At 49.3% G+C, this 18,554-nt stretch carries 13 protein-coding genes and 1 tRNA gene; 7 read left to right on the top strand and 7 right to left on the bottom strand.

Annotation, left to right across the window (positions count from 1 at the left end; translation table 11 throughout):
• Positions 1 to 234: 234 nt before the first annotated feature.
• From R6242_RS13600 to hrcA, 3 genes are all read right to left on the bottom strand, one after another.
• Complete coding sequence (locus R6242_RS13600; protein ID WP_318427644.1) at positions 235 to 3,963, bottom strand: DUF2339 domain-containing protein; 3,729 nt, start codon at positions 3,961 to 3,963, stop codon at positions 235 to 237.
• A 366-nt stretch (positions 3,964 to 4,329) separates the two neighbouring features.
• On the bottom strand, positions 4,330 to 5,358 hold the full coding sequence (mltB, locus tag R6242_RS13605) for a lytic murein transglycosylase B (protein WP_318427647.1): 1,029 nt from the start codon (positions 5,356 to 5,358) through the stop codon (positions 4,330 to 4,332).
• Positions 5,359 to 5,404: 46 nt separating this feature from the next.
• On the bottom strand, positions 5,405 to 6,418 hold the full coding sequence (gene hrcA / locus R6242_RS13610) for a heat-inducible transcriptional repressor HrcA (RefSeq protein ID WP_293932642.1): 1,014 nt from the start codon (positions 6,416 to 6,418) through the stop codon (positions 5,405 to 5,407).
• 147 nt (positions 6,419 to 6,565) lie between these two features.
• Between hrcA and R6242_RS13615 the strand changes: the two genes are divergently transcribed.
• The 6 genes from R6242_RS13615 (at position 6,566) to R6242_RS13640 (ending at position 15,334) form a co-directional block, all read left to right on the top strand.
• On the top strand, positions 6,566 to 7,441 hold the full coding sequence (locus tag R6242_RS13615; protein WP_318427650.1) for an NAD kinase: 876 nt from the start codon (positions 6,566 to 6,568) through the stop codon (positions 7,439 to 7,441).
• A gap of 287 nt (positions 7,442 to 7,728) precedes the next feature.
• Positions 7,729 to 9,390, top strand: coding sequence for a DNA repair protein RecN (gene recN, locus R6242_RS13620; RefSeq protein WP_318427652.1), 1,662 nt, complete (start codon positions 7,729 to 7,731; stop codon positions 9,388 to 9,390).
• 190 nt (positions 9,391 to 9,580) lie between these two features.
• Entirely contained in the window at positions 9,581 to 10,060 is a 480-nt protein-coding gene (gene tadA / locus R6242_RS13625) for a tRNA adenosine(34) deaminase TadA (protein ID WP_293932648.1), read from the top strand.
• Positions 10,061 to 10,141: 81 nt separating this feature from the next.
• On the top strand, positions 10,142 to 11,368 hold the full coding sequence (locus R6242_RS13630; protein WP_318427655.1) for a glycoside hydrolase family 18 protein: 1,227 nt from the start codon (positions 10,142 to 10,144) through the stop codon (positions 11,366 to 11,368).
• 535 nt (positions 11,369 to 11,903) lie between these two features.
• Positions 11,904 to 13,715, top strand: a complete 1,812-nt coding sequence (locus tag R6242_RS13635) for a M4 family metallopeptidase (RefSeq protein ID WP_318427657.1) — start codon at positions 11,904 to 11,906, stop codon at positions 13,713 to 13,715.
• Positions 13,716 to 13,795: 80 nt separating this feature from the next.
• Complete coding sequence (locus R6242_RS13640; protein ID WP_318427659.1) at positions 13,796 to 15,334, top strand: M28 family metallopeptidase; 1,539 nt, start codon at positions 13,796 to 13,798, stop codon at positions 15,332 to 15,334.
• Between the two features lie 68 nt (positions 15,335 to 15,402).
• On the opposite strand, the gene R6242_RS13645 is transcribed toward R6242_RS13640, so the two are convergent.
• Genes R6242_RS13645 through gspL form a run of 4 tightly spaced genes read right to left on the bottom strand, consistent with a single transcriptional unit; the run spans position 15,403 to position 18,044 of the window.
• Entirely contained in the window at positions 15,403 to 15,741 is a 339-nt protein-coding gene (locus tag R6242_RS13645; protein WP_293932656.1) for a P-II family nitrogen regulator, read from the bottom strand.
• Between the two features lie 53 nt (positions 15,742 to 15,794).
• Positions 15,795 to 16,514: a type II secretion system protein N gene (gene gspN / locus R6242_RS13650; RefSeq protein WP_318427662.1), complete on the bottom strand. Its 720-nt coding sequence runs from the start codon at positions 16,512 to 16,514 to the stop codon at positions 15,795 to 15,797.
• Positions 16,511 to 16,978 (bottom strand): type II secretion system protein GspM, encoded by a 468-nt coding sequence (gspM, locus tag R6242_RS13655; RefSeq protein WP_293932660.1) that lies wholly within the window; start codon positions 16,976 to 16,978, stop codon positions 16,511 to 16,513. The genes gspN and gspM overlap by 4 nt, the downstream gene beginning before the upstream one ends.
• 7 nt (positions 16,979 to 16,985) lie before the next feature.
• A complete protein-coding gene (gene gspL / locus R6242_RS13660; protein WP_318427664.1) occupies positions 16,986 to 18,044 on the bottom strand; it encodes a type II secretion system protein GspL in 1,059 nt (352 codons plus the stop codon).
• 230 nt (positions 18,045 to 18,274) lie between these two features.
• Between gspL and R6242_RS13665 the strand changes: the two genes are divergently transcribed.
• Positions 18,275 to 18,359 (top strand) — tRNA-Leu (locus tag R6242_RS13665).
• Positions 18,360 to 18,554 lie beyond the last annotated feature (195 nt).

Consider the following 18,554-nt stretch of genomic DNA (forward strand, 5'->3'; position numbering starts at 1 on the left):
AGCAAAATGTCGGCGCTTGGTGCTTGCATGCGCAAATTGGTTCACCTGTGCTTCGGCGTCCTGAAAACACAAAAAAAATATCAAGCTGAGTATCAAAATGCTTGACCGGCAAGACGGTATCTACGAGCTAGCACTATTGCGTTGATCTTCTCAGATAAACGACAAAAAATGAGCAAGAGACATCATCAGGGTGGTTTTTGCTGAGCTATCCCGCTCATCAGGGAAAATAATGGCTTATCCCTCCGCCCCGCTTGATTCCTGCTTGGGTGGCAGGGGTGATAAATAGCCGATGATGAGCAGTAAAATCCCCACGCCAATAAAGCTGACGATGCGCTCTATGCCGCTGATTCTGGATAAATCGATAATAAAGAGTTTGGCTACCACCACCACTAAGAGGGCCGCACCACTAAACCAGAGCGATCTATCCAGTTTACGGGCAGAAAACAGCATGATGCCAAAGGCCAGTAGCGTCCAGAAAATGGATAGTGAGGCTTGCACTAGGGTGGAATGCAGCAGCGCACTGGCCACATACGGCACATCGCCCCAATGGTGCAGGGTGCGCAGTAAGACGCCATTGAGCCAGACAAAGGCCGTGAACCCAACCCCGATCTTTAGCCACTGCTGTGGTAAACCGCCGCGCAGCTTATCCACGCGATACAGCCATAAGCCGATTAAGGCAAAGATGCCGATTTGGATCAGATCGAGCGGATTAAGTAGCGGCCAGCGGCTGCCGCTTTGGCTAAGGTTGGCGTAAAAAGTCCACAGCCACATGATAAGCATCACGGGGGCCGAGGCAATAGCGCATAGGCGCAGCATGCTGCCACGGCGGGTAAGCTGCATGGCGGCCAGTGCAAATAATCCCCAAGCTAGCATAAAGATTTGCTGCATATTGCTGGAGCGAATGGCTTCTAATACCGAGAAAGGTAAGGCAAGGCCGTGGTGCAGGCCGCGCAATAAAGCGCCGTTAAACCAAATAAATAAGGTGGCAAGCAGGGTATAGGCTAGCCAATTGGGTAAAGCAGTCTGATCGCGAAATAGGCTAGCTTTCTGATCGCGCCACGCCATATACAGCGCGCCAAATACCGCCAGCTGTGCCAGCTCTAGTAGATTAAAGAGCGGCAAATAGCGGATGGCCAAGAGGCTGCCATCGTTAAAGTTGGCGATCAGCAGCCAAGCCCATAGCACGGTAAGTAAAGCACACACGCTGATGCGGGTTGCCAGTAGCCCACCTAGGCGTTTAGCCGCCAGCACGGCCAAGACCGATGTCGCGCTCCAAAATAGCGCAAAGACCGCCTGCACTTTCAGCGAGTTAATCAGGGTAGTGAGGCTGTAATCCTCGCCTCCCCAATGGGCAAACACGCGCAGCAGGATGGCGTTTAGCCACAGAAACCCCAGCCCAAGTAAACTAGGAGCCAGCCATGGTGTGAGATCAAGCAAATCCAGCTTGCGTAAGCGCCTGATCCAAGCCAGCAGCCCCACTAGCCCAAAGCCAAAGGCGATATCTAGCGGATTGAGTAGCGGTACATAAGGCAGTGGCTCGGCATTGCCATCACTGCCAAGTGCCAATAGCGCCCAGATCACTAATCCTGCCGCAATCGGTGCGGCACCTGCCACAAAATAAGCGCGGGGGAAGCGTGCAATGGGCCAGCTGATTTTGCTGCCATATTCGGCCAGCAGCCAAAGCACGGCGGCGCTGATGATAGGCCAAGCCACATTGCGCCATACTCCTTCTGGCACGGCTTGGCGTATTAGCCAGGCCAGCTCGGTGGCTAGCAAAATACTAATGAGCCATATGCCTATCGCATGCAATATTTCGATGGCGGGATGATCTTCTTCATGCCTATGAAGTAGCCACAGCGCCAATGCTAAGGCCAGCGGCCATGCCAGCATGCCCAGCCCCGTCATCGCATGGCTGTGATGAATCAGTACTTGCAATAACATCAAGCCAAGCACTGGAAAGAGGGCGAGCGCAGGCAGGCGCAGCAGCGGCCATGCCCATTTTTTGCAAGCTAAGCTGGTCAGTAGCGCGCTAAAGCCAATAAAAATCACCTCGGCAGAGTATTGCTCTGAGCCGAGGACAAAGGCTTCAATCTCATAGAGGCCAGCACCCAGCCACCAGGTTAATCCCCATGCTGCCAGTAAGGGCGAGAGGGTAATCCCAGGTTTAAACCATTCCAGCGCCGCTTTTTTTTGCAATAAATAGCCGCTAAATAAGCCAGATAAAGCCAGCATCAGGCCGCCGATATAGCCGCTATTGAGGATGGCAATGGCGTTTTCATTGAGCGGGCCAGCCTGATTAAAGAAGGCGATGCCAGCAATGGCTTGCAAGACCAGTGCACAAAGCAGGGAGCGTAGTCTTTGCTGACGTAAGCTCACCCAAATAATCGCCGCCGCTTCAACTGCCCAGCTGGCGGCGGTGGTGCGGGCATCAAAGGCCAGTGGAATGGCTAGCGTGGCAAACAACACACCCAGCGCTAATAGGGCCTCAAATAATAGGCGCAGCTCGTCTCGTTTACGTTGCCACAGATATTGGGCAATGCCGATATAAAAAGTGGATAGGGCAACGGCGCTGCCCGCCAGTGCAAATTGAATCTCATGCACCAGAGCAGCCTGCAGGCCAAAGGCCGCCAGCGGTGTGCCAAAAATCAGCGTGCCGTCTACATAGCTTTTAAGCGCGATTTGCTGCCGCAGGGCATAGAGCAGGGCAATACCGACATAAAACAAGAAAAATAAAATTAAAAATGGCTCGGTACTGGTTAAGAGTTCAGGCCGGTATTTAAGCGCTCCCCAGCTTGTGGCAATCCCAAAGGTAAAGACAAAGCCGAGTAAATTCAGTGGTCGCCACGTTTTATACCAAGCCATGGCGAAAATACCGGCATTCAGCAGCGCAAAATAACCAAACAGCGCGATATGGCTGCCGCTACCGGTGGAGGTCAAGATCGGGGCTAAAAAACCGCCCGTAATCCCCATTACTGCCAGCGATCTGGCGTCTTGTTTAATCGCCAGAATGGCGGAGAACACGGCGATCAGCACTAAAAACGCCAGTGCAAAGCCAGCAGGAATCACGGCAAACTTGAGCGCGGTAAAGGCGGTAAGATAAAGCACGCCCACACCACCGCCTTGCATAATCAGCGCGTATTCGCGGCGTTTATCACGTAATCGCCAGCCAATCACTAAGAGGGCAACGGCACCGAGCGCCGTGCCAGCAAAGCGCAGCTCTACCGGCAGCATGCTGTTGTCGGCGGCAAATTTCAGTAAAAACGCCACACCAAAAAAGAGAATTAAGATCCCAACCCGCACCACGGTATTGCCGCCCAATAGCCAATTTTTGGCCATTTGATAAGCATTATTAAATTGGGTGTCTAGCCAGCTTGGCTCTGCCTGTGGGCGAGGGCTAAGGGCTTGGGGCGGCTCGGCGGCTTGGGAGAGCGGCGTGGTATCTGGCTGAGATGGGCTAATTGCAATGCTTGGTAAAATAGGCGTGACGGCTTCGGGCATAGCAGCAAGGCTAGGCTCAGGCGTAAGTGCTGCAGGTGCCGAGGTAATATTTTGTTCTGGAGTGAGTGCGTCAGTGGCGAGGGTAAGGCTTGGCTCTGGTGCTAGCTCTTCAGCTGCGAGGGTAATGCTTGGCTCAGGTGTTAACGCTTCAGGCTTAGGGATGATTAGCTTGGCTGGCTCAATGTTGTTGGCTTCGCGGGCCGTGGCTTTCATTTGCGCTACTTCTGCCTGCAAAAACGCCAGTGATTGCTCTAGTTGATCCACCCTTTGCCTTAAGCTAAGCACGCTGGCGTTAGCTACAGGTGGTGTTTGCTCCTGCTTACTTGCCTGAGCTGGGCTGGTGGATTGCTTACTTATAAAAATGTAAATCACAAAACCCAATAGGCCGCAGCCAAATGCGCCTTCCACACCAAATTGAAATCCACCCCAAATCATAGCGATCAAAATAAAGATACTGGCTTTCATGTGCGCCCTTGCTGTGCATGCATTCATGGGTACGACGCACCCATTTACGCATCTGAATAAGAGGATGGTTTTTTAGCGTGGATTACGGTGAAATTTACCTGCTTGATTTAAATAACTGATGTTATGCAGTATTCATTTTTTAGTGCCTTCGGCACGTTGATTTTGCTGCGCTCTCCCCGCTGAATCGGATGCGTGCTTCAAGGTGGGGTAAGCCAATCCTATCAACTTAAGCAATATGCCATTCGTAGGGCGGGTGCAACCCGCGAGTCATGCTAAAAAAACGCGGGTTTCACCCGCCCTACGATGTTTCCTTGCAATAGATAGATAACATCAGTTAAATAATGTTGTTAAAGCAGAGTATTGCCCCTACCATTTTTTCTTGGCTGGCTTGCCTGTGGTTTTAGCTGGCCTTAAATCATCACCTTCTTGATAGCTTTTTAAAATGCTTTCAGAAAGCTGCAGCACGGCCGTCGCGTAGAGCGTGCTTTTGTTGTAGCGGGTAATCACATAAAAATTATTAAAGCCTAAAAAGTGGCTGGTAAAACCTGGCTCGGTTTCTAGCGAGAACAGTACGGCTTTTTCTGCCGTATCCAGCTCGTTGATCGGCACGACGCCTTTTTGCATGAGCTCGCCCACGCTGTAATGCAGATTAAATTTATCAGCGAAAACATCACTTAAATCAGCGTTGATGTTGACTGCGGTGTAGGCGGTTTTACCCTGCTGCCAACCATGCTCTTTTAAATAGTGGGCGACGCTGGCGATGGCGTCATTAGGGTGGTTCCAGATATCGCGGTGGCCGTTTTGGTCGTAATCCACGGCGTATTGTCGAAACGATGAGGGCATAAATTGCGGCCAGCCCATGGCCCCTGCGTAAGAGCCTTTAAAGCTGAGTGGGTCTTCGTTTTCTTCACGTGCTAATAGTAAGAATTCGGTGAGCTCTTTTTGAAAGAATTCAGCTCGGCGTGGGTAATCAAAGGCAATGGTGGTGAGTACGTCTAAAATATGAAAGCTGCCGGTGTTTTTACCATAATTAGTTTCTGCGCCCAAAATCGCTACGATGACTTCTGGCTCTACCCCGTAGCGCTCGCTGATTTCTTTGATGGCAATGGCGTGTTCACGCCAGAATTTAGCCCCCGCCAAGCTGCGCGCTGGGTTTACAAAGTTCACCCGAAAGGTATACCAAGGTCTAGCGGTAGAAGGGCGATCTAAAATATCTAAAACATTGCTTTTGGGCGTGGCGCGGCTCAGCGTTTGTACTAGCTCTTCTTCGCTAAATTGGTAAGCGGCTGCGGTGGCTTTGATATAGGCCTGCACATCTTCACGGGCAACGAGGGCTTCATCGGCGTGGGCGAAACCCATCAGGCTAACTAATAACAGGGGAAGAAATTTACGCATTGTTTTCACTTACATAATGTGTGGAAGGGTGGGCTATGCTGTGCCCCTATTGGGAGAGCGCCGTAGAAAGTAATTGTGCAGTGATATCTACAATCGGAATCACGCGCTGATAATCCATTCTGCTTGGGCCTATCACACCCAGTGTGCCAACAATTTCGCCGTTGACGCGATAGGGCGCAGTAATTACTGAGCATTCATCTAGGGGAGCCAAGCCAGATTCATCGCCGATATAAATTTTAACGCCATCCGCGTGATTGCCTAGATCTAACAACTGCAGTAGCGCCGTTTTTTGCTCGAATAGCGCAAACAGCTGGCGCATTCTGATGACATTTGAGGATAAATCACCAAAGCCTAAGAGCTGGTGCTCGCCTGCAATCACCATGGAATCACTATGTTGTGCCAAAGAAGCGCCAACAGCTACGGCGGCATTCATCAGGCCGACAATATCGCTTTTAAGCCGAACTAACTCGTTTTGTACTAGATGAGTGAGTGCCGAAAGGGTTTTGCCTGAGCAATATTCATTCAAAACATTGGCAGCTTCAATCAGCTCGCTGGCGCTAAACAGCCGCTCGGTTTGTAAAATACGGTTTTGTACATCGCCATCGCTGGTGACTAAAATCAGCAGCACACGACGCTCTGATAGCTGCATAAATTCGATTTGCTTGAGCAAAATATCGTGGCGCTTAGGGCTTTGTACCATGCCGGCAAATTGGGTGAGCTGCGATAAAATCTGCGATGCAGCCGCCACGCTGCGCTGAGGGCTATCGATGGGGAGCTGCTCGGTGAGTTCGGTAATAGTGGGTTGATCTAAAGCTTGTACTGTAAGCAATGAATCAACAAATACACGGTAAGCTAGCGCGGTAGGAACTCGGCCTGCCGAGGTATGTGGGCTGGCAACAAAGCCCAGCGCTTCTAAATCAACCATAGTATTGCGAATGGTTGCCGAGCTAATATCTAGCCCAGAAAAGTGCTGCAGCGCTTTAGAGCCAATAGGTTGCCCGTCGGCAATGTAGCGCTCGACGAGGGTTTTAAGTAGAATTTGAGAACGATCGTTCAGCATATTGGCTAATGGCGCTAGAGTTTATGGCGAATCTTACTTTGTTTTACAAGGACTTTTGCATCCAAGCAAGATGTGCTGTGTTGTTTTAGTGAGTTTAAAGCAAAGCGCGCGGGTGTTTTTTTATTAAATTTCGGGTCTAATAAGCTTATGCATAGTCTACTGTTCAAAACCATTGCCGTGGTTGGCCGTACGGGCACACCGACCTTAGACGAGCCGATTCGCCGTCTTGCCGCACTACTGGCTCGCGCAGGCGTCAAGGTTTTCTTAGATCAAGCCACTGCGGATGAGCATGGTATCACCGAACATCAGACGGTTAGCCGCGATAATATCGGCAAAGTGGCTGATCTGGTGATTGTGCTGGGTGGTGATGGCACGATGCTAGGCGTTGCTCGCTTATTGGCTCCTTACCGCATCCCCCTTGTAGGTATCAATCAAGGCCGTTTGGGCTTTATGACTGATATTTCGGTGGATGAGATGGACGAGCTGGTGATTGCAATGCTGTACGGTGAGTTTATCCCCGAAGAGCGCATCCTGCTTGAAACCACCGTAGTGCGTGATGGCCATGAAATCGATAACGCACTGGCGTTTAATGACGTGGTGTTTAGCCGTGGTAATACCGGCGCCATGATCGAGTTCGAAATCTTTATCGATGGGCGCTTTGTCTATAGCCAGCGCTCGGATGGCCTGATTGTTTCTACGCCTACCGGCTCCACGGCCTATGCGCTGGCCTCGGGTGGGCCGATTTTGCATCCAAGCTTACCTGCTATTGCGCTTGTGCCCATCTGCCCACAATCTTTATCTAATCGCCCGATTGTGGTGAATGATACCTGTGCGGTGGAGTTCTTACTGACGCGCTCGCAAGATGCACGGGTTTATTTTGATAATCAATCGCACTGTGATCTGCACGAAAAAGACCGCGTATTGATTAGCCGCTACCGCAACACTTTAAGAGTGCTGCACCCTAATAGCTATCACTATTACGACACCCTAAGAGAGAAACTACGCTGGGGCGAGCGTTTGTAAGGGGGTAATTTAATTCAAAACCCAAATCTTGAACCAGAGAGAGCACGCAGGACACGGAGTTACACAGAGAAAAACGAGGACATATCGCTTTATGGCGTCATCCATCTCATCTGTTTTTTGCCGCTGTGCTTAAAAATATTAAACGTGCAGTTTTAGACAGAAATCGCTGATGTATTGCTTAATAAATGGTTTTCTCTGTGATCCTCCGTGTTCTCCTTAACTTCGTGGTTTAAGGTTTGGGTTTATTTTCTTTCGTGGTAACTGTAACCAAGGTGTAAACAAAGCGCATGCTGCTTTCTATCTCACTTAAATCATTTGTTATCGTCGACGAGCTTGTCCTCGATTTTGCCTCTGGCTTAACCACCTTAACGGGGGAAACGGGCGCGGGTAAATCCATTGTGATTGATGCTTTGGGCTTGCTTTTAGGGGGGAGGGCAGAAAGTGCGGTCGTGCGCCACGGGGCAGATAAGGCTGAGTTGCAAGCGCGGTTTGTCGTCCCCCACACAACCTTGGCATGGCTAGAGGCCGAGGCCTTGCAAGGGGATGAAGGTGGGGAGCTGCTGATCCGGCGCAATATAGATAGCCATGGTAAGTCCCGTGCTTGGATCAACGGGATTTCTGCCACCTTGGCCCAGCTAAAAACACTGGGTGAGCAGTTGGTGGATATCCACGGCCAGCATGCGCCGCAATCCTTATTGCGCCCCGATGTGCAGCGTGATTTAGTCGATGGCTATGCGGGCTCAACTGCGCTGGCGCGAGATGTGGCGGGGCTATTTAAAGATTGGAAAATCGCCACCGATGAATTAGCTACAGCCAGCAATAATGCCGAGGCTTTTGAAGCAGAACGCGAACGCCTGCAATGGCAGGTCGAAGAAGTCGCGGCCTTGCAATTTACTGCGGCAGAATGGCCCGAGCTACAAGCCGAGCATAAGCGCTTACACCACGCAGCTAGCCTGATTGATGGGGTGCAAAGCAGCCTATTGATGCTGGCTGATGGCGATGAAAATTGCCAATCTTGGCTAGGAGCCGTGGCGACTAAGCTCAGTGCCTTGGCCGATTTTGATGCGGGTATTTCTGAGACGCTTGAATTACTAGCCAGCACTGAAGCGCAGATGACCGAGTCGGTGTACGCGCTACGCCGTTACGCTGATCATCTCGAGCTAGATCCGGCGCGCCTTGCCGATGTCGAGGGCCGCCTAGACGCTATCTTTCGTATGGCGCGTAAATACCGTGTCGAACCTGCGGATTTACCAGAAAAACTCGCCAGCTGGCAAGAGCGCTTGGCCGAATTAGGCGGAGCGCAAGGCCTAGAAGCCGTACGCCGCCGAGCACAAAAATTAGAAGCAGAATACCGCAAGCAAGCTGCAACGCTTTCAAATAAACGTAAAGCAGCGGCAGCTAAGCTAGGTAAATTGGTTACTGCAGAATTACAACTGTTGGCCTTGGTGGGCAGCCGTTTTGAAATTGCCCTACATGCTCACGAAGCCCCAGCCAGTTTTGGCTTAGAAACTATTGAATTTATGGTGGCCAATCACCCAACCACCCCAGCCAGAGCGATGGCAAAAGTGGCTTCCGGTGGTGAGTTGTCTCGGATTAGCTTGGCCTTGCAAGTGATTACCAGCCAAGTTGCTAATGTGCCTACTTTGATTTTTGATGAGGTGGATGTGGGGATTGGCGGGCGCGTGGCCGAGATTGTTGGCCGCATGTTGGCCGATTTAGGCGCGGCGCGACAAGTGCTGTGTATTACCCATTTACCTCAAGTTGCAGCGTGTGGGTTTCAACAGCTACAAGTGAGCAAAACCCAATCCGCAACTGGCGTACTGAGCACTATCCGCATGCTAAGCATCGAAGAGCGCATCGAAGAAATCGCCCGCATGCTAGGCGGAGTAGAAATCACCGGCACTACCCGCCAGCATGCAGCAGAAATGTTGGGAGTGGCCGCGGTTTAGTTGCAGTTGTATTTCAAATATAAACCCAAGTCCTGGACCACGGAGAGCACGGAGTTTCACGGAGAAAACCATCATTTAAGGCTCGTGGTTGGATAATGGTTTTTTAAAGGTTTTCTCCGTGGCCCTCCGTGTTCTCTTTAACGCCGTGGTTTAAGATTTGGGTTTAATGTTTTTGTTATTTTGGGTTTTTATGAATGATTTAGATTTTATGAATGAGGCCCTGCAAGAGGCGCAGCGCGCCAAAGAGTTGGGCGAGGTGCCGGTAGGGGCGATTGTGGTGCATCAGGGCCAGATTATCGGCCGTGGCTGCAACCAACCCATCTTGCGCCATGATCCAAGCGCACACGCAGAGATGATGGCGATTCGCCAAGCGGCACGTCATCTGGGCAATTATCGCCTGCCAGAGTGCGAGTTATTTGTGACTTTAGAGCCATGCATTATGTGCGCTGGCGCGATCTTGCATTCACGGATTGCCCGTGTTGTATATGCGGCAACCGATCCTAAAACGGGGGCGGCGGGCAGTGTGATTAATCCTTTTGCCGATTGCCGATTAAATCATCAAACGCAAGTGGTGGATGGGGTGATGGCGCAGGAGTCTGCTGACTTACTCAGGGCGTTTTTTCGTGAGCGTCGGCAAGCTGAAAAAGATCGCAAGAAAACTGTCGTATAAATTTCACTATATTGTTTAATATTTACACTTGACTCGGTAGTGGCCGTAAACTACATCTTCACTCTTAATGGGGATGTGGGGATGAAAAAATTATTACTCGCTGTTGCAATGGCAGCTTTACTTGGTGGATGCGCGACTCCGCCCGCACCACTGGCGGCAGTGCCAACCGCCATTCCTTCGGTTAAATCACATAATAAACAAGTGGTGGCTTATATCCGCACTTGGCCTATTGGCTCTACACCGCTTGATATGGATAAGGGCCGCCGCTGGAGTGCTAATGATATTCAAGGTGATCAACTCACCACTTTAAATTTAAGCTTTGGTTTGATTCGTAATGAAACTGATGTGTATATTAAAGACCTAGAACCACAGCCTAATTCAGATAAAACCGCTACCATTGCCCCATTTGCCAATATGTGGGATGAGGTGGCAAAGCTACAAACTAAATATCCCCATTTAAAAGTAAATGTCTCTATTGGTGGCTGGGGAGCGGATGGTTTTTCTCAATTATCTAGAACACCAGAGTCGCGGGCTAAATTTATTGCTAATGTGATTAAATTAATAGATGAACACAAATTAGTAGGGATTGACTACGATTGGGAATACCCCGTTGGCCCAGATTGGCTGCCTATTGCAAAAGACCCAAGCGATAAAGAAAACTACCCTAAGCTTTTAGAAGAAACCCGCAGCGCTTTAAATGAATATGGCGCTAAAATGGGCAAGAGCTATCAATTGTCGGTAGCTGTACCCGCTGCCGCATGGTTTCTAAAAAATATTGATGTAGTGCGTGTGGCTAAATCTGTTGATTTTATGAAAGTGATGGCTTATGACTTTGCCGGATCTTGGAGTAAAAATACTAGCCATCATACTAATCTATATCAAAATAAATTAGATCCTGATGGTGGCGGCTGGAGTGCCGATCAAGCGATGAATTTGTATATTGACGCGGGTGTTTCGCCAAGCAAATTATTATTAGGTAGTGCCTTTTATGGCCGCGCTTGGCAAGGTGTTGCCGCTAATAATAATGGCCTATATAACGCCTTCAAGAAAGGGGCCTTTGATGATGGCATCACTTGGCAAGACATCAAAGCGTTGAAGGCAAAGGGTGCAACGCGCTATTGGGATCCTGTGGCTAAAGCGCCTTGGTTGTACGATGGTAATTTAATGATTACCTACGAAGATCAAGAAAGCTTGAAGTACAAAGCGCAGTATATTAAAAGCAAGCACCTTGGTGGAATCATGGTTTGGGAGTATGGCCATGATATGGATAGCGAGCTGCCAAAAGTGATTAATGAATCATTGATGTAACCTACCTTAATAAAAAAAGGCTACTTTCGAGTAGCCTTTTTTTATTGTTATTTTAAGAAAACTAGCCGATTCATTTGCAACTAAGTTGCTAATGAATCGATTAGTAAACATTAAAAAAGTGATATACCTCATTACGCTTTGTTTTAAATGAGCTGAATTGCTTAATCGCTGTAAAAATGCAGGTAATGCCATTGGAGTAATCCCTAGTATTTTGTCTGCTTAAAAATTTTCTTGATCATCATTGTTGGCATTTTGTTGCGCCGTTATTCACTAATAAATACGGGTTTTTAAAAAACATACCAAATTAAAATAAATCCTTGATGTTGGTCAAGTTTTAGCTAATGATTGTAAAACAATGCCGCATAAATATAAGTGGCAAGTAATGTCGATACCATGGGGCGCATTTATCTAGCGTTGACTTAATCCAAATGGCTTGTGCTCAATATTTATATTGAGGATTGCCTGTGCTTGTTTGTTTTTATTTAGTCATTCTCCTAGGGGTAAATCCCCGTTTAATTTTAAAGGGTTGCTAATAATGAAGAAAGCATTAAATCGCGTAGCTCGTCCTCTACTGATGTCTGTTTTATTAGGTGGAGCATTCAATGCCATGGCTGCTGAACGCGTCGATTTGGAGGGGTTTGTGGCCCCTGCTGGAATTACAGCTCGTGGCTTAGCTGATGATGGCGTACACAGCTTACTGGGCTTACAAGCTGATGAATTAAAAGCCGCGCGTAGTCAAACTTATCCTGATGGTAAAGTGGTCACTCGCTATCAACAATTTCACCAAGGCGTGCCAGTTTGGGGGGAGGGCGTGGTTGAAAACCGTGCTGCTGGCCTCGCTCAGCCTGCTTTGTCTGGCGCCATGCTGCGTAATCTAAGCAATGATATTCCAAGCGCTAAGCCACTGTACTCGCAAGCGCAAATTCTAAGCCTTGCCAAAACACAGGCACGGGCAATTAAAACTGAAAACGAACAAGCCAAGCTGTATGTCAAGTTGGGTGCAAATAATGTGGCACAACTGATCTATGTGGTGTCATTTATCAATGGCAGCGCTAATAAGCCAAGCCGCCCACACTTTATTATTGATGCTAATACTGGCGTGGTGCTGGATCGCTGGGAAGGAATTACCCATAAAGACGCCACCGGCCCAGGCGGTAATACCAAAACCGGCAAGTATCTCTATGGTACAAACTATGGCCCTTTAGTGGTCAGCGATGATTGCAAAATGGTGAGCACTAATGTGATCACGGTTAATTTAAATCATGGAACAACAGGCTCTACGCCTTATCAGTTTACTTGCCCAAATAACCCTGGCATTGCTGTGAATGGCGCTTTTTCACCGCTGAATGATGCCCATTATTTTGGTAATGTGGTTTTCAATATGTATAAAGACTGGCTCAATCTACGTCCCATTAGCCAAATCCTAACGATGAAAGTGCATTACGGTACTAGCTACGAAAATGCTTTCTGGGATGGCTCTGCCATGAATTATGGTGATGGTGCCAATACTTTCTATCCTCTGGTTTCGATCGATGTTTCAGGGCATGAAATTAGCCATGGCTTTACAGAGCAAAACTCAGGCTTGGTGTATTCCAAGCAATCAGGGGGTATGAACGAAGCGTTTTCGGATATGGCCGGTGAAGCTGCTGAGCTGTATATGAAAGGCAAAAATGACTTCCAAGTTGGCGCAGAAATTTTTAAAGCCAACGGCGCACTGCGCTATATGGATGATCCAACTAAAGACGGCCGCTCGATCGGCCATGCTAGCCAATACAACGATAGCCTCGATGTGCACTTAAGTAGTGGGGTGTACAACAAAGCGTTTTATTTGCTATCAACCAAGCCAGGTTGGAACACTCGCAAGGCTTTTGAAGTGATGGCCGACGCTAACCATCTGTATTGGATAGCCAACAGCACCTTTAATCAGGGCGCTTGTGGCGTGGAAAAAGCTGCGGCTAGCCGTGGTTATGTGGTGGCTGATGTGACTTCTGCCTTTAGTGGGGTTGGGGTGAGCTGCTTGACCACACCACCGGTGACTAAAGTATTGGTTAAAGCTGTACCTGTAACTGGCATTAATTTGGCAACCAATGCCAGTATCACTTACACCATCGCGATCCCTGCAGGTGCTAAAAACCTGACCTTCAAAACATCTGGCGGTACAGGGGATGCAGATATTTACGCCAAATTTGGTGCAGCAGCTTCAACCACCACTTTTGATGCTAAATCTGATGGTGGCACTAATACAGAAACCATCACCGTTGCAGCGCCAAAAGCAGGCACTTACTACCTACTGCTTAATGGCTACTCCTCTGTAACGGGTGTATCGCTGGTCGCAAACTATCAGTAATTAAGCCGATAACAGCCCCGCTCTTTGCAGAGTGGGGCTTTTTTTTTTGGATTTGATCCCCGTTTTAATAAGGAACTGTGATGAACCGGAAGCTATTAGCATTAATGCTGTGCGGCTTATTTGCCGCCTCTACCGCTGAAGCGGCACCAAAAAAAGTCTGGATTACCCTAGGTGATGCGGCCTTCTTACAGCTGCAAAAGTTAGCCCCTGCCACCATTGCCAAAGAAAGCAAGGCGCTGCTGGCCAATGAAGGCTTAATCGCTGCAGAGCGCGTGCACTTGGTGGAGGTGGATGAGCAGCAGCTGCTGGGTCTATCGGCGGCGGTACACCATGAGCTGCATCGCTGCGGTGGTTTTATGTTTCACAGTAGCGAGGCGGCAGGGCGGCAGGCTTTGCAGGCCCCAGTTACTTTGCTCGCGACTCTTCGGCCTTCTTATGTGCTGGATAACCAGTCGGTGGTAAATGCACTGCTGCCCCAAATGCAAGACAGCAATATCGCGCAAACCATTGTCGATATGTCGGCCTTTGCTAATCGCTACTACACCACCAATAACGGTGTGAATGCCTCTAACTGGCTCAAAACGCGCTGGCAGCAAATGAGTGCAGGGCGCAGTGATATAAGCGTGGAGCAATTTAGCCATGCAGGCTGGCCGCAAAAGTCGGTGATTCTGACGATTAAAGGCACGGATAATGGCGGTGAAGTGGTGGTGCTGGGCGGCCATCTGGATTCGATCAATGGCCAAGGCACCACAGAAAACACCCGTGCGCCTGGGGCGGATGATGATGCGTCGGGCATTGCCAGCTTAAGCGAGGCGCTGCGGGTGATTGTGGCGAGTGGCTATAAACCCCGTCGCACCATTAAGATAATGGGCTACGCGGCAGAAGAGGTGGGTTTGCGTGGCTCGCAAGAGATCGCTAAAAGCTTTAAAGCCGCCAATGTGAATGTGGTTGGGGTGATGCAGCTGGACATGACCAATTACAAAGGCTCAGATAAAGATATCTATCTGTATACCGATTACACCGACAATGCCCAGAATCAGTTTGTGGCTAATTTGCTGACTACTTATCTGCCAAGCGTGCAAATTGGCTACGATAAATGCGGCTATGCTTGCTCAGATCATGCTTCATGGAGTGGGCAAGGTTATTTTGCGTCAATGCCTTTTGAATCTTCATTTACCCAAGATAATCCCTATATTCATACCGCCAACGATACCTATGCCAATAGCGGCAATCAGGCGCAGCACGCGCTGAAATTCTCTAAAATGGCGCTGGCCTTTATGGTTGAGCTAGGTAGCGATGGCCCCGCTGGCCCAGGGCCGGTGGATAAGGTGGAGAATTTCTCTGGCAAGCTAGCGCTGGGGCAACAGCAAAGCTATGGCCCATTTAAAGTGGGCGCTGGTGGCAATATCAGCGCGACACTGAGCGGCACGGGCGATGCAGATCTATACCTTAAAAAAGGCAGCGCCCCAACAACCAGCACTTTTGATTGCAAATCAGATGGCCCCAATAGCACAGAAAATTGCGCACTAAATATCAGTGCCAATGCTGATGTTTACTTGCTGCTTAATGGCTATGCTGCCGCGAATTACACCTTAAAGGTCACTTATCGCGCGCAGTAAATATGATTTAGCTAAAAAAATGCCGCTCAGAGCTGAACTGAGCGGCATTTTTGTGTTTAGTGCGAGGGTTAAATCGCTTGCTCGTTAATTTCGCCAGTACGAATACGTACGACGTGTTCAACCGGCGTTACAAAGATTTTGCCATCGCCAATCTTGCCGGTGTTGGCGGCTTTAATGATCGCTTCAATGGCGGTATCGACTTTATCGTCTTCTAATACCACTTCAATCTTAGCTTTAGGCAAAAAATCGACCACATATTCAGCGCCACGGTAAAGCTCGGTATGGCCTTTTTGCCTGCCAAAGCCTTTTACTTCGGTGACGGTTAAGCCAGAAATGCCTAGCTCGGACAAGGCTTCACGCACTTCGTCGAGTTTAAAAGGCTTAATGATTGCTTCGATTTTTTTCATCTTGTTTATCCTTTGCTATCGGTGGGTCGCTGCCAGATTATAGAGCGGCTCGTTTATACGCCTAGCTTGAGTTCGCGTTGCTCACCGTTTAACGGCATGCGATCAAGCAGCGGGGCAAATAAGCTTTCTTTGCCACTGGCGGGTTTGAGCAGCAATGCGCCTTGTGGGCCACGCTGCGGGTCGATGTTACCTTGCCCATGAATGGCGAGGAGTGGGTTTGCCTGTGAGGCGATAGTCCAGTCTAGATTAGGCTGTAGTTTTATTTGGTAGCTACCAAAAGGATTGGCCTGAGGCGTAACTAAGGAGCTGGCATTTTGCCAAGCAATACCGATCTCTCCCGATTGTTTGGCGGATATTTTGCTGGCTTCTATTTCTAATAGACCGGCTAGCTGAAAGGGTGCTAGTTTTTTATCTAAGGCAAATAGCGGCGCGGCAGGTAGGGCGATCTTCACTGCTTCTAGGCGATTTCCACCTAGGCCTAGTAGTAGCTGAGCGTTGCCGCTATGGCTGCCGTGGCGGGTTTCTAGTTGCCAAGCCAATTGCCCTGTAAATAGCTTAGCGGGCAGCCATTGCCAGCGCACTTCGTCCAATAGTTGCTGGCCGCTAATGCCAAGAGGGGTCAGCCGTCCAGACCAAATAGTGCCCGTGATGCCGCCTAATTGTAGCGGCGCAGGCACAAACCTTAAGATAAACGCGGCTGGGAATTGCAAAATTAAAAAGACAATAAACAGGGGGATGAGGAATTTGCTGCGATGATAAATAAACTGTTTCATTGGCGTTCTACCGTAGCCGTTAATTGCACTAAGCCATTGTGCGTTGTACCACTGATATTGAGTGCATGAATGCGCGAGCCTGTTTCATTACGCAGAGCGGCGAGTAAAGGTAGGGCATCGGCAAAGCGAATTTGTGCAATTTTAATTTGTAATTTATCTGCGGATAGCGCTTGGATATCAGCGCTGGTGTTTTTAGCATCTAGGCTGGCTTGTACACTGGCGCGTAAATCCCCGCTACGGCTGGGCCCCGCAGGCGTGGCTTTGATGGCAGATAGTTGTCTTTGTAGCTCGGCAAGTTGCAGTTGCATTTGCGGAACTTGTCGGCTTAGTAATGCTCGAGATGTGCTAATTGGCTGCCAAATACCTGCGTAGAGAATGGCAAAAGCAGCAAAGCCCGCGCAAGCACTGAGGTAAATGCGCTCACGTGGGTTTCTTTGTTGCCAGAATTCTTTAAATTTGTTCATTTAATGCTCATTTTGCTGCTTGGGTGTGAATAAGAATTTTCATTCGCCCCGTTGAGGCGGGCTGGGTTTCGGCAAAGAGCCCCGCGTTCTTGAGCTGCGTTTGCAGGCTGCTGGCTTGTGAATCGGGTAGCTGCATACTGAGCTGCCCATTGGCGTAGTCCAGCTGCTCCAGCTGCAAGCCATTGCCCGCAATGCTGGCTACTTTTAGCAGTAGATCTAAGCTGTCGCCATTGCTGCTGGCGCTTAGCCCGCCGCGCTCGCGCATTTTGCTTTGGATTTGCAATACGGGGTCAAACACAGGCTCGCCAGGAAAAGCAGCGGCGTAGGTTTGGCGCATCTCACGTTGCAAGGCTGTTTTAGTGCTGCGTAATTGCCACCAATCGCCCATTTGCCCTAGTAGAATCGCCGCAAAAATACTGGCAAGAAGGAGTGCGGGTGTTCGGAGGATTTTCCAATCAAAGCGCCATTGGCTGCGCTGCGCAAAATCACCTTGCAGCAGGTTCGTGCTTGGGGCTGCATTGCGGATTAAATCCGCTAAGGCCAAGTCTTGGCGCGGTGCATCGCCAATCAACGCTTCTATAATGCTGGCATCGTCAAAATGGCTGTACTGTCCTTCAGAAGTCCGTAGCAATCCCGCTTGGCCATCCCGAACCACATAGCAATCTGTGCCCTCGGGGAGTAAGTCATAAAGGCTCCATACCGCGCTGGGGGTGAGTTGATGTTCGCTCAGTTGGGCTAGGTAAACTGCTAGCCATTGACGCTCTACGGCAATCACTTTGTTGCTGCTGTCCGATAGGCCAAAGTGGAGCGTGGCCGCAGGGCTAAGTAAGCGATCCTCTAATAGGTGGGGTAATAGTTTGAGTCGCTTGGCTAAAGATTGCTTGGGTAACTCAGCAATATATAGATTGCTGAGCGCCGCAGGAATAATCAGCTCAATGCGTTGGGCCAGGGGAAGCGCGCTAAGGGGAGCAGAGCCAGATGCTTGGTCTGCAAACCAGCGGACTTCATTTATTGCCAGATCGCTGGCAGGAAGAATGCGTAGGAGTGTGTATGTATGATCGTTCACGGGCGCAGTGACGTAAGAGTATATAAGGGGAAAATCTGTGCGGAGTATGACATAAACTTTTTATCGGCTGTGTAGATTGCGATTATCTTACTGATATATTAAACAAAATCGTGTTTGCGAGGCCGCCTACAAAAGTATTTTGAAATATTTTACAAATAAGGCTTGGCAAAGTGAAACTCTTCAACTAGAATGCGGGTCTTCCTTCGGTGCACAACGCAACGAAGTGAAGTGGGGGGTTGGCGGAATTGGTAGACGCACTGGATTTAGGTTCCAGCGCCGTAAGGTGTAAGAGTTCGAGTCTCTTATCCCCCACCAAATATTCTGAAAAGGCCGCAAGAGCAATGCTCTTGCGGCCTTTTTCATGTTTGCTATTTTTTGAGCTTGGTTCTGTGGTTTAAAGTAGCTCGATTTTTTCTTATTTATTACTCTATCTCTATTGCGGCTGATTGCGCGGCTGAAGCCTTATCGCCGCTATGTTTGCCGCTGCCTTGTTGCTGGTTAATAATTCTG

It is taken from the genome of Iodobacter sp. CM08 (assembly GCF_033446605.1).
Taxonomy (GTDB): Bacteria; Pseudomonadota; Gammaproteobacteria; order Burkholderiales; family Chitinibacteraceae; genus Iodobacter.

What these genes read in the sequence shown, in the direction of transcription:
- R6242_RS13600 (WP_318427644.1), bottom strand. Translation starts at nt 3,963, where the DNA reads ATGAAAGCCAGTATCTTTATTTTGATCGCTATGATTTGGGGTGGATTT.
- mltB (WP_318427647.1), bottom strand. Translation starts at nt 5,358, where the DNA reads ATGCGTAAATTTCTTCCCCTGTTATTAGTTAGCCTGATGGGTTTCGCC.
- hrcA (WP_293932642.1), bottom strand. Translation starts at nt 6,418, where the DNA reads ATGCTGAACGATCGTTCTCAAATTCTACTTAAAACCCTCGTCGAGCGC.
- R6242_RS13615 (WP_318427650.1), top strand. Translation starts at nt 6,566, where the DNA reads ATGCATAGTCTACTGTTCAAAACCATTGCCGTGGTTGGCCGTACGGGC.
- recN (WP_318427652.1), top strand. Translation starts at nt 7,729, where the DNA reads ATGCTGCTTTCTATCTCACTTAAATCATTTGTTATCGTCGACGAGCTT.
- tadA (WP_293932648.1), top strand. Translation starts at nt 9,581, where the DNA reads ATGAATGATTTAGATTTTATGAATGAGGCCCTGCAAGAGGCGCAGCGC.
- R6242_RS13630 (WP_318427655.1), top strand. Translation starts at nt 10,142, where the DNA reads ATGAAAAAATTATTACTCGCTGTTGCAATGGCAGCTTTACTTGGTGGA.
- R6242_RS13635 (WP_318427657.1), top strand. Translation starts at nt 11,904, where the DNA reads ATGAAGAAAGCATTAAATCGCGTAGCTCGTCCTCTACTGATGTCTGTT.
- R6242_RS13640 (WP_318427659.1), top strand. Translation starts at nt 13,796, where the DNA reads ATGAACCGGAAGCTATTAGCATTAATGCTGTGCGGCTTATTTGCCGCC.
- R6242_RS13645 (WP_293932656.1), bottom strand. Translation starts at nt 15,741, where the DNA reads ATGAAAAAAATCGAAGCAATCATTAAGCCTTTTAAACTCGACGAAGTG.
- gspN (WP_318427662.1), bottom strand. Translation starts at nt 16,514, where the DNA reads ATGAAACAGTTTATTTATCATCGCAGCAAATTCCTCATCCCCCTGTTT.
- gspM (WP_293932660.1), bottom strand. Translation starts at nt 16,978, where the DNA reads ATGAACAAATTTAAAGAATTCTGGCAACAAAGAAACCCACGTGAGCGC.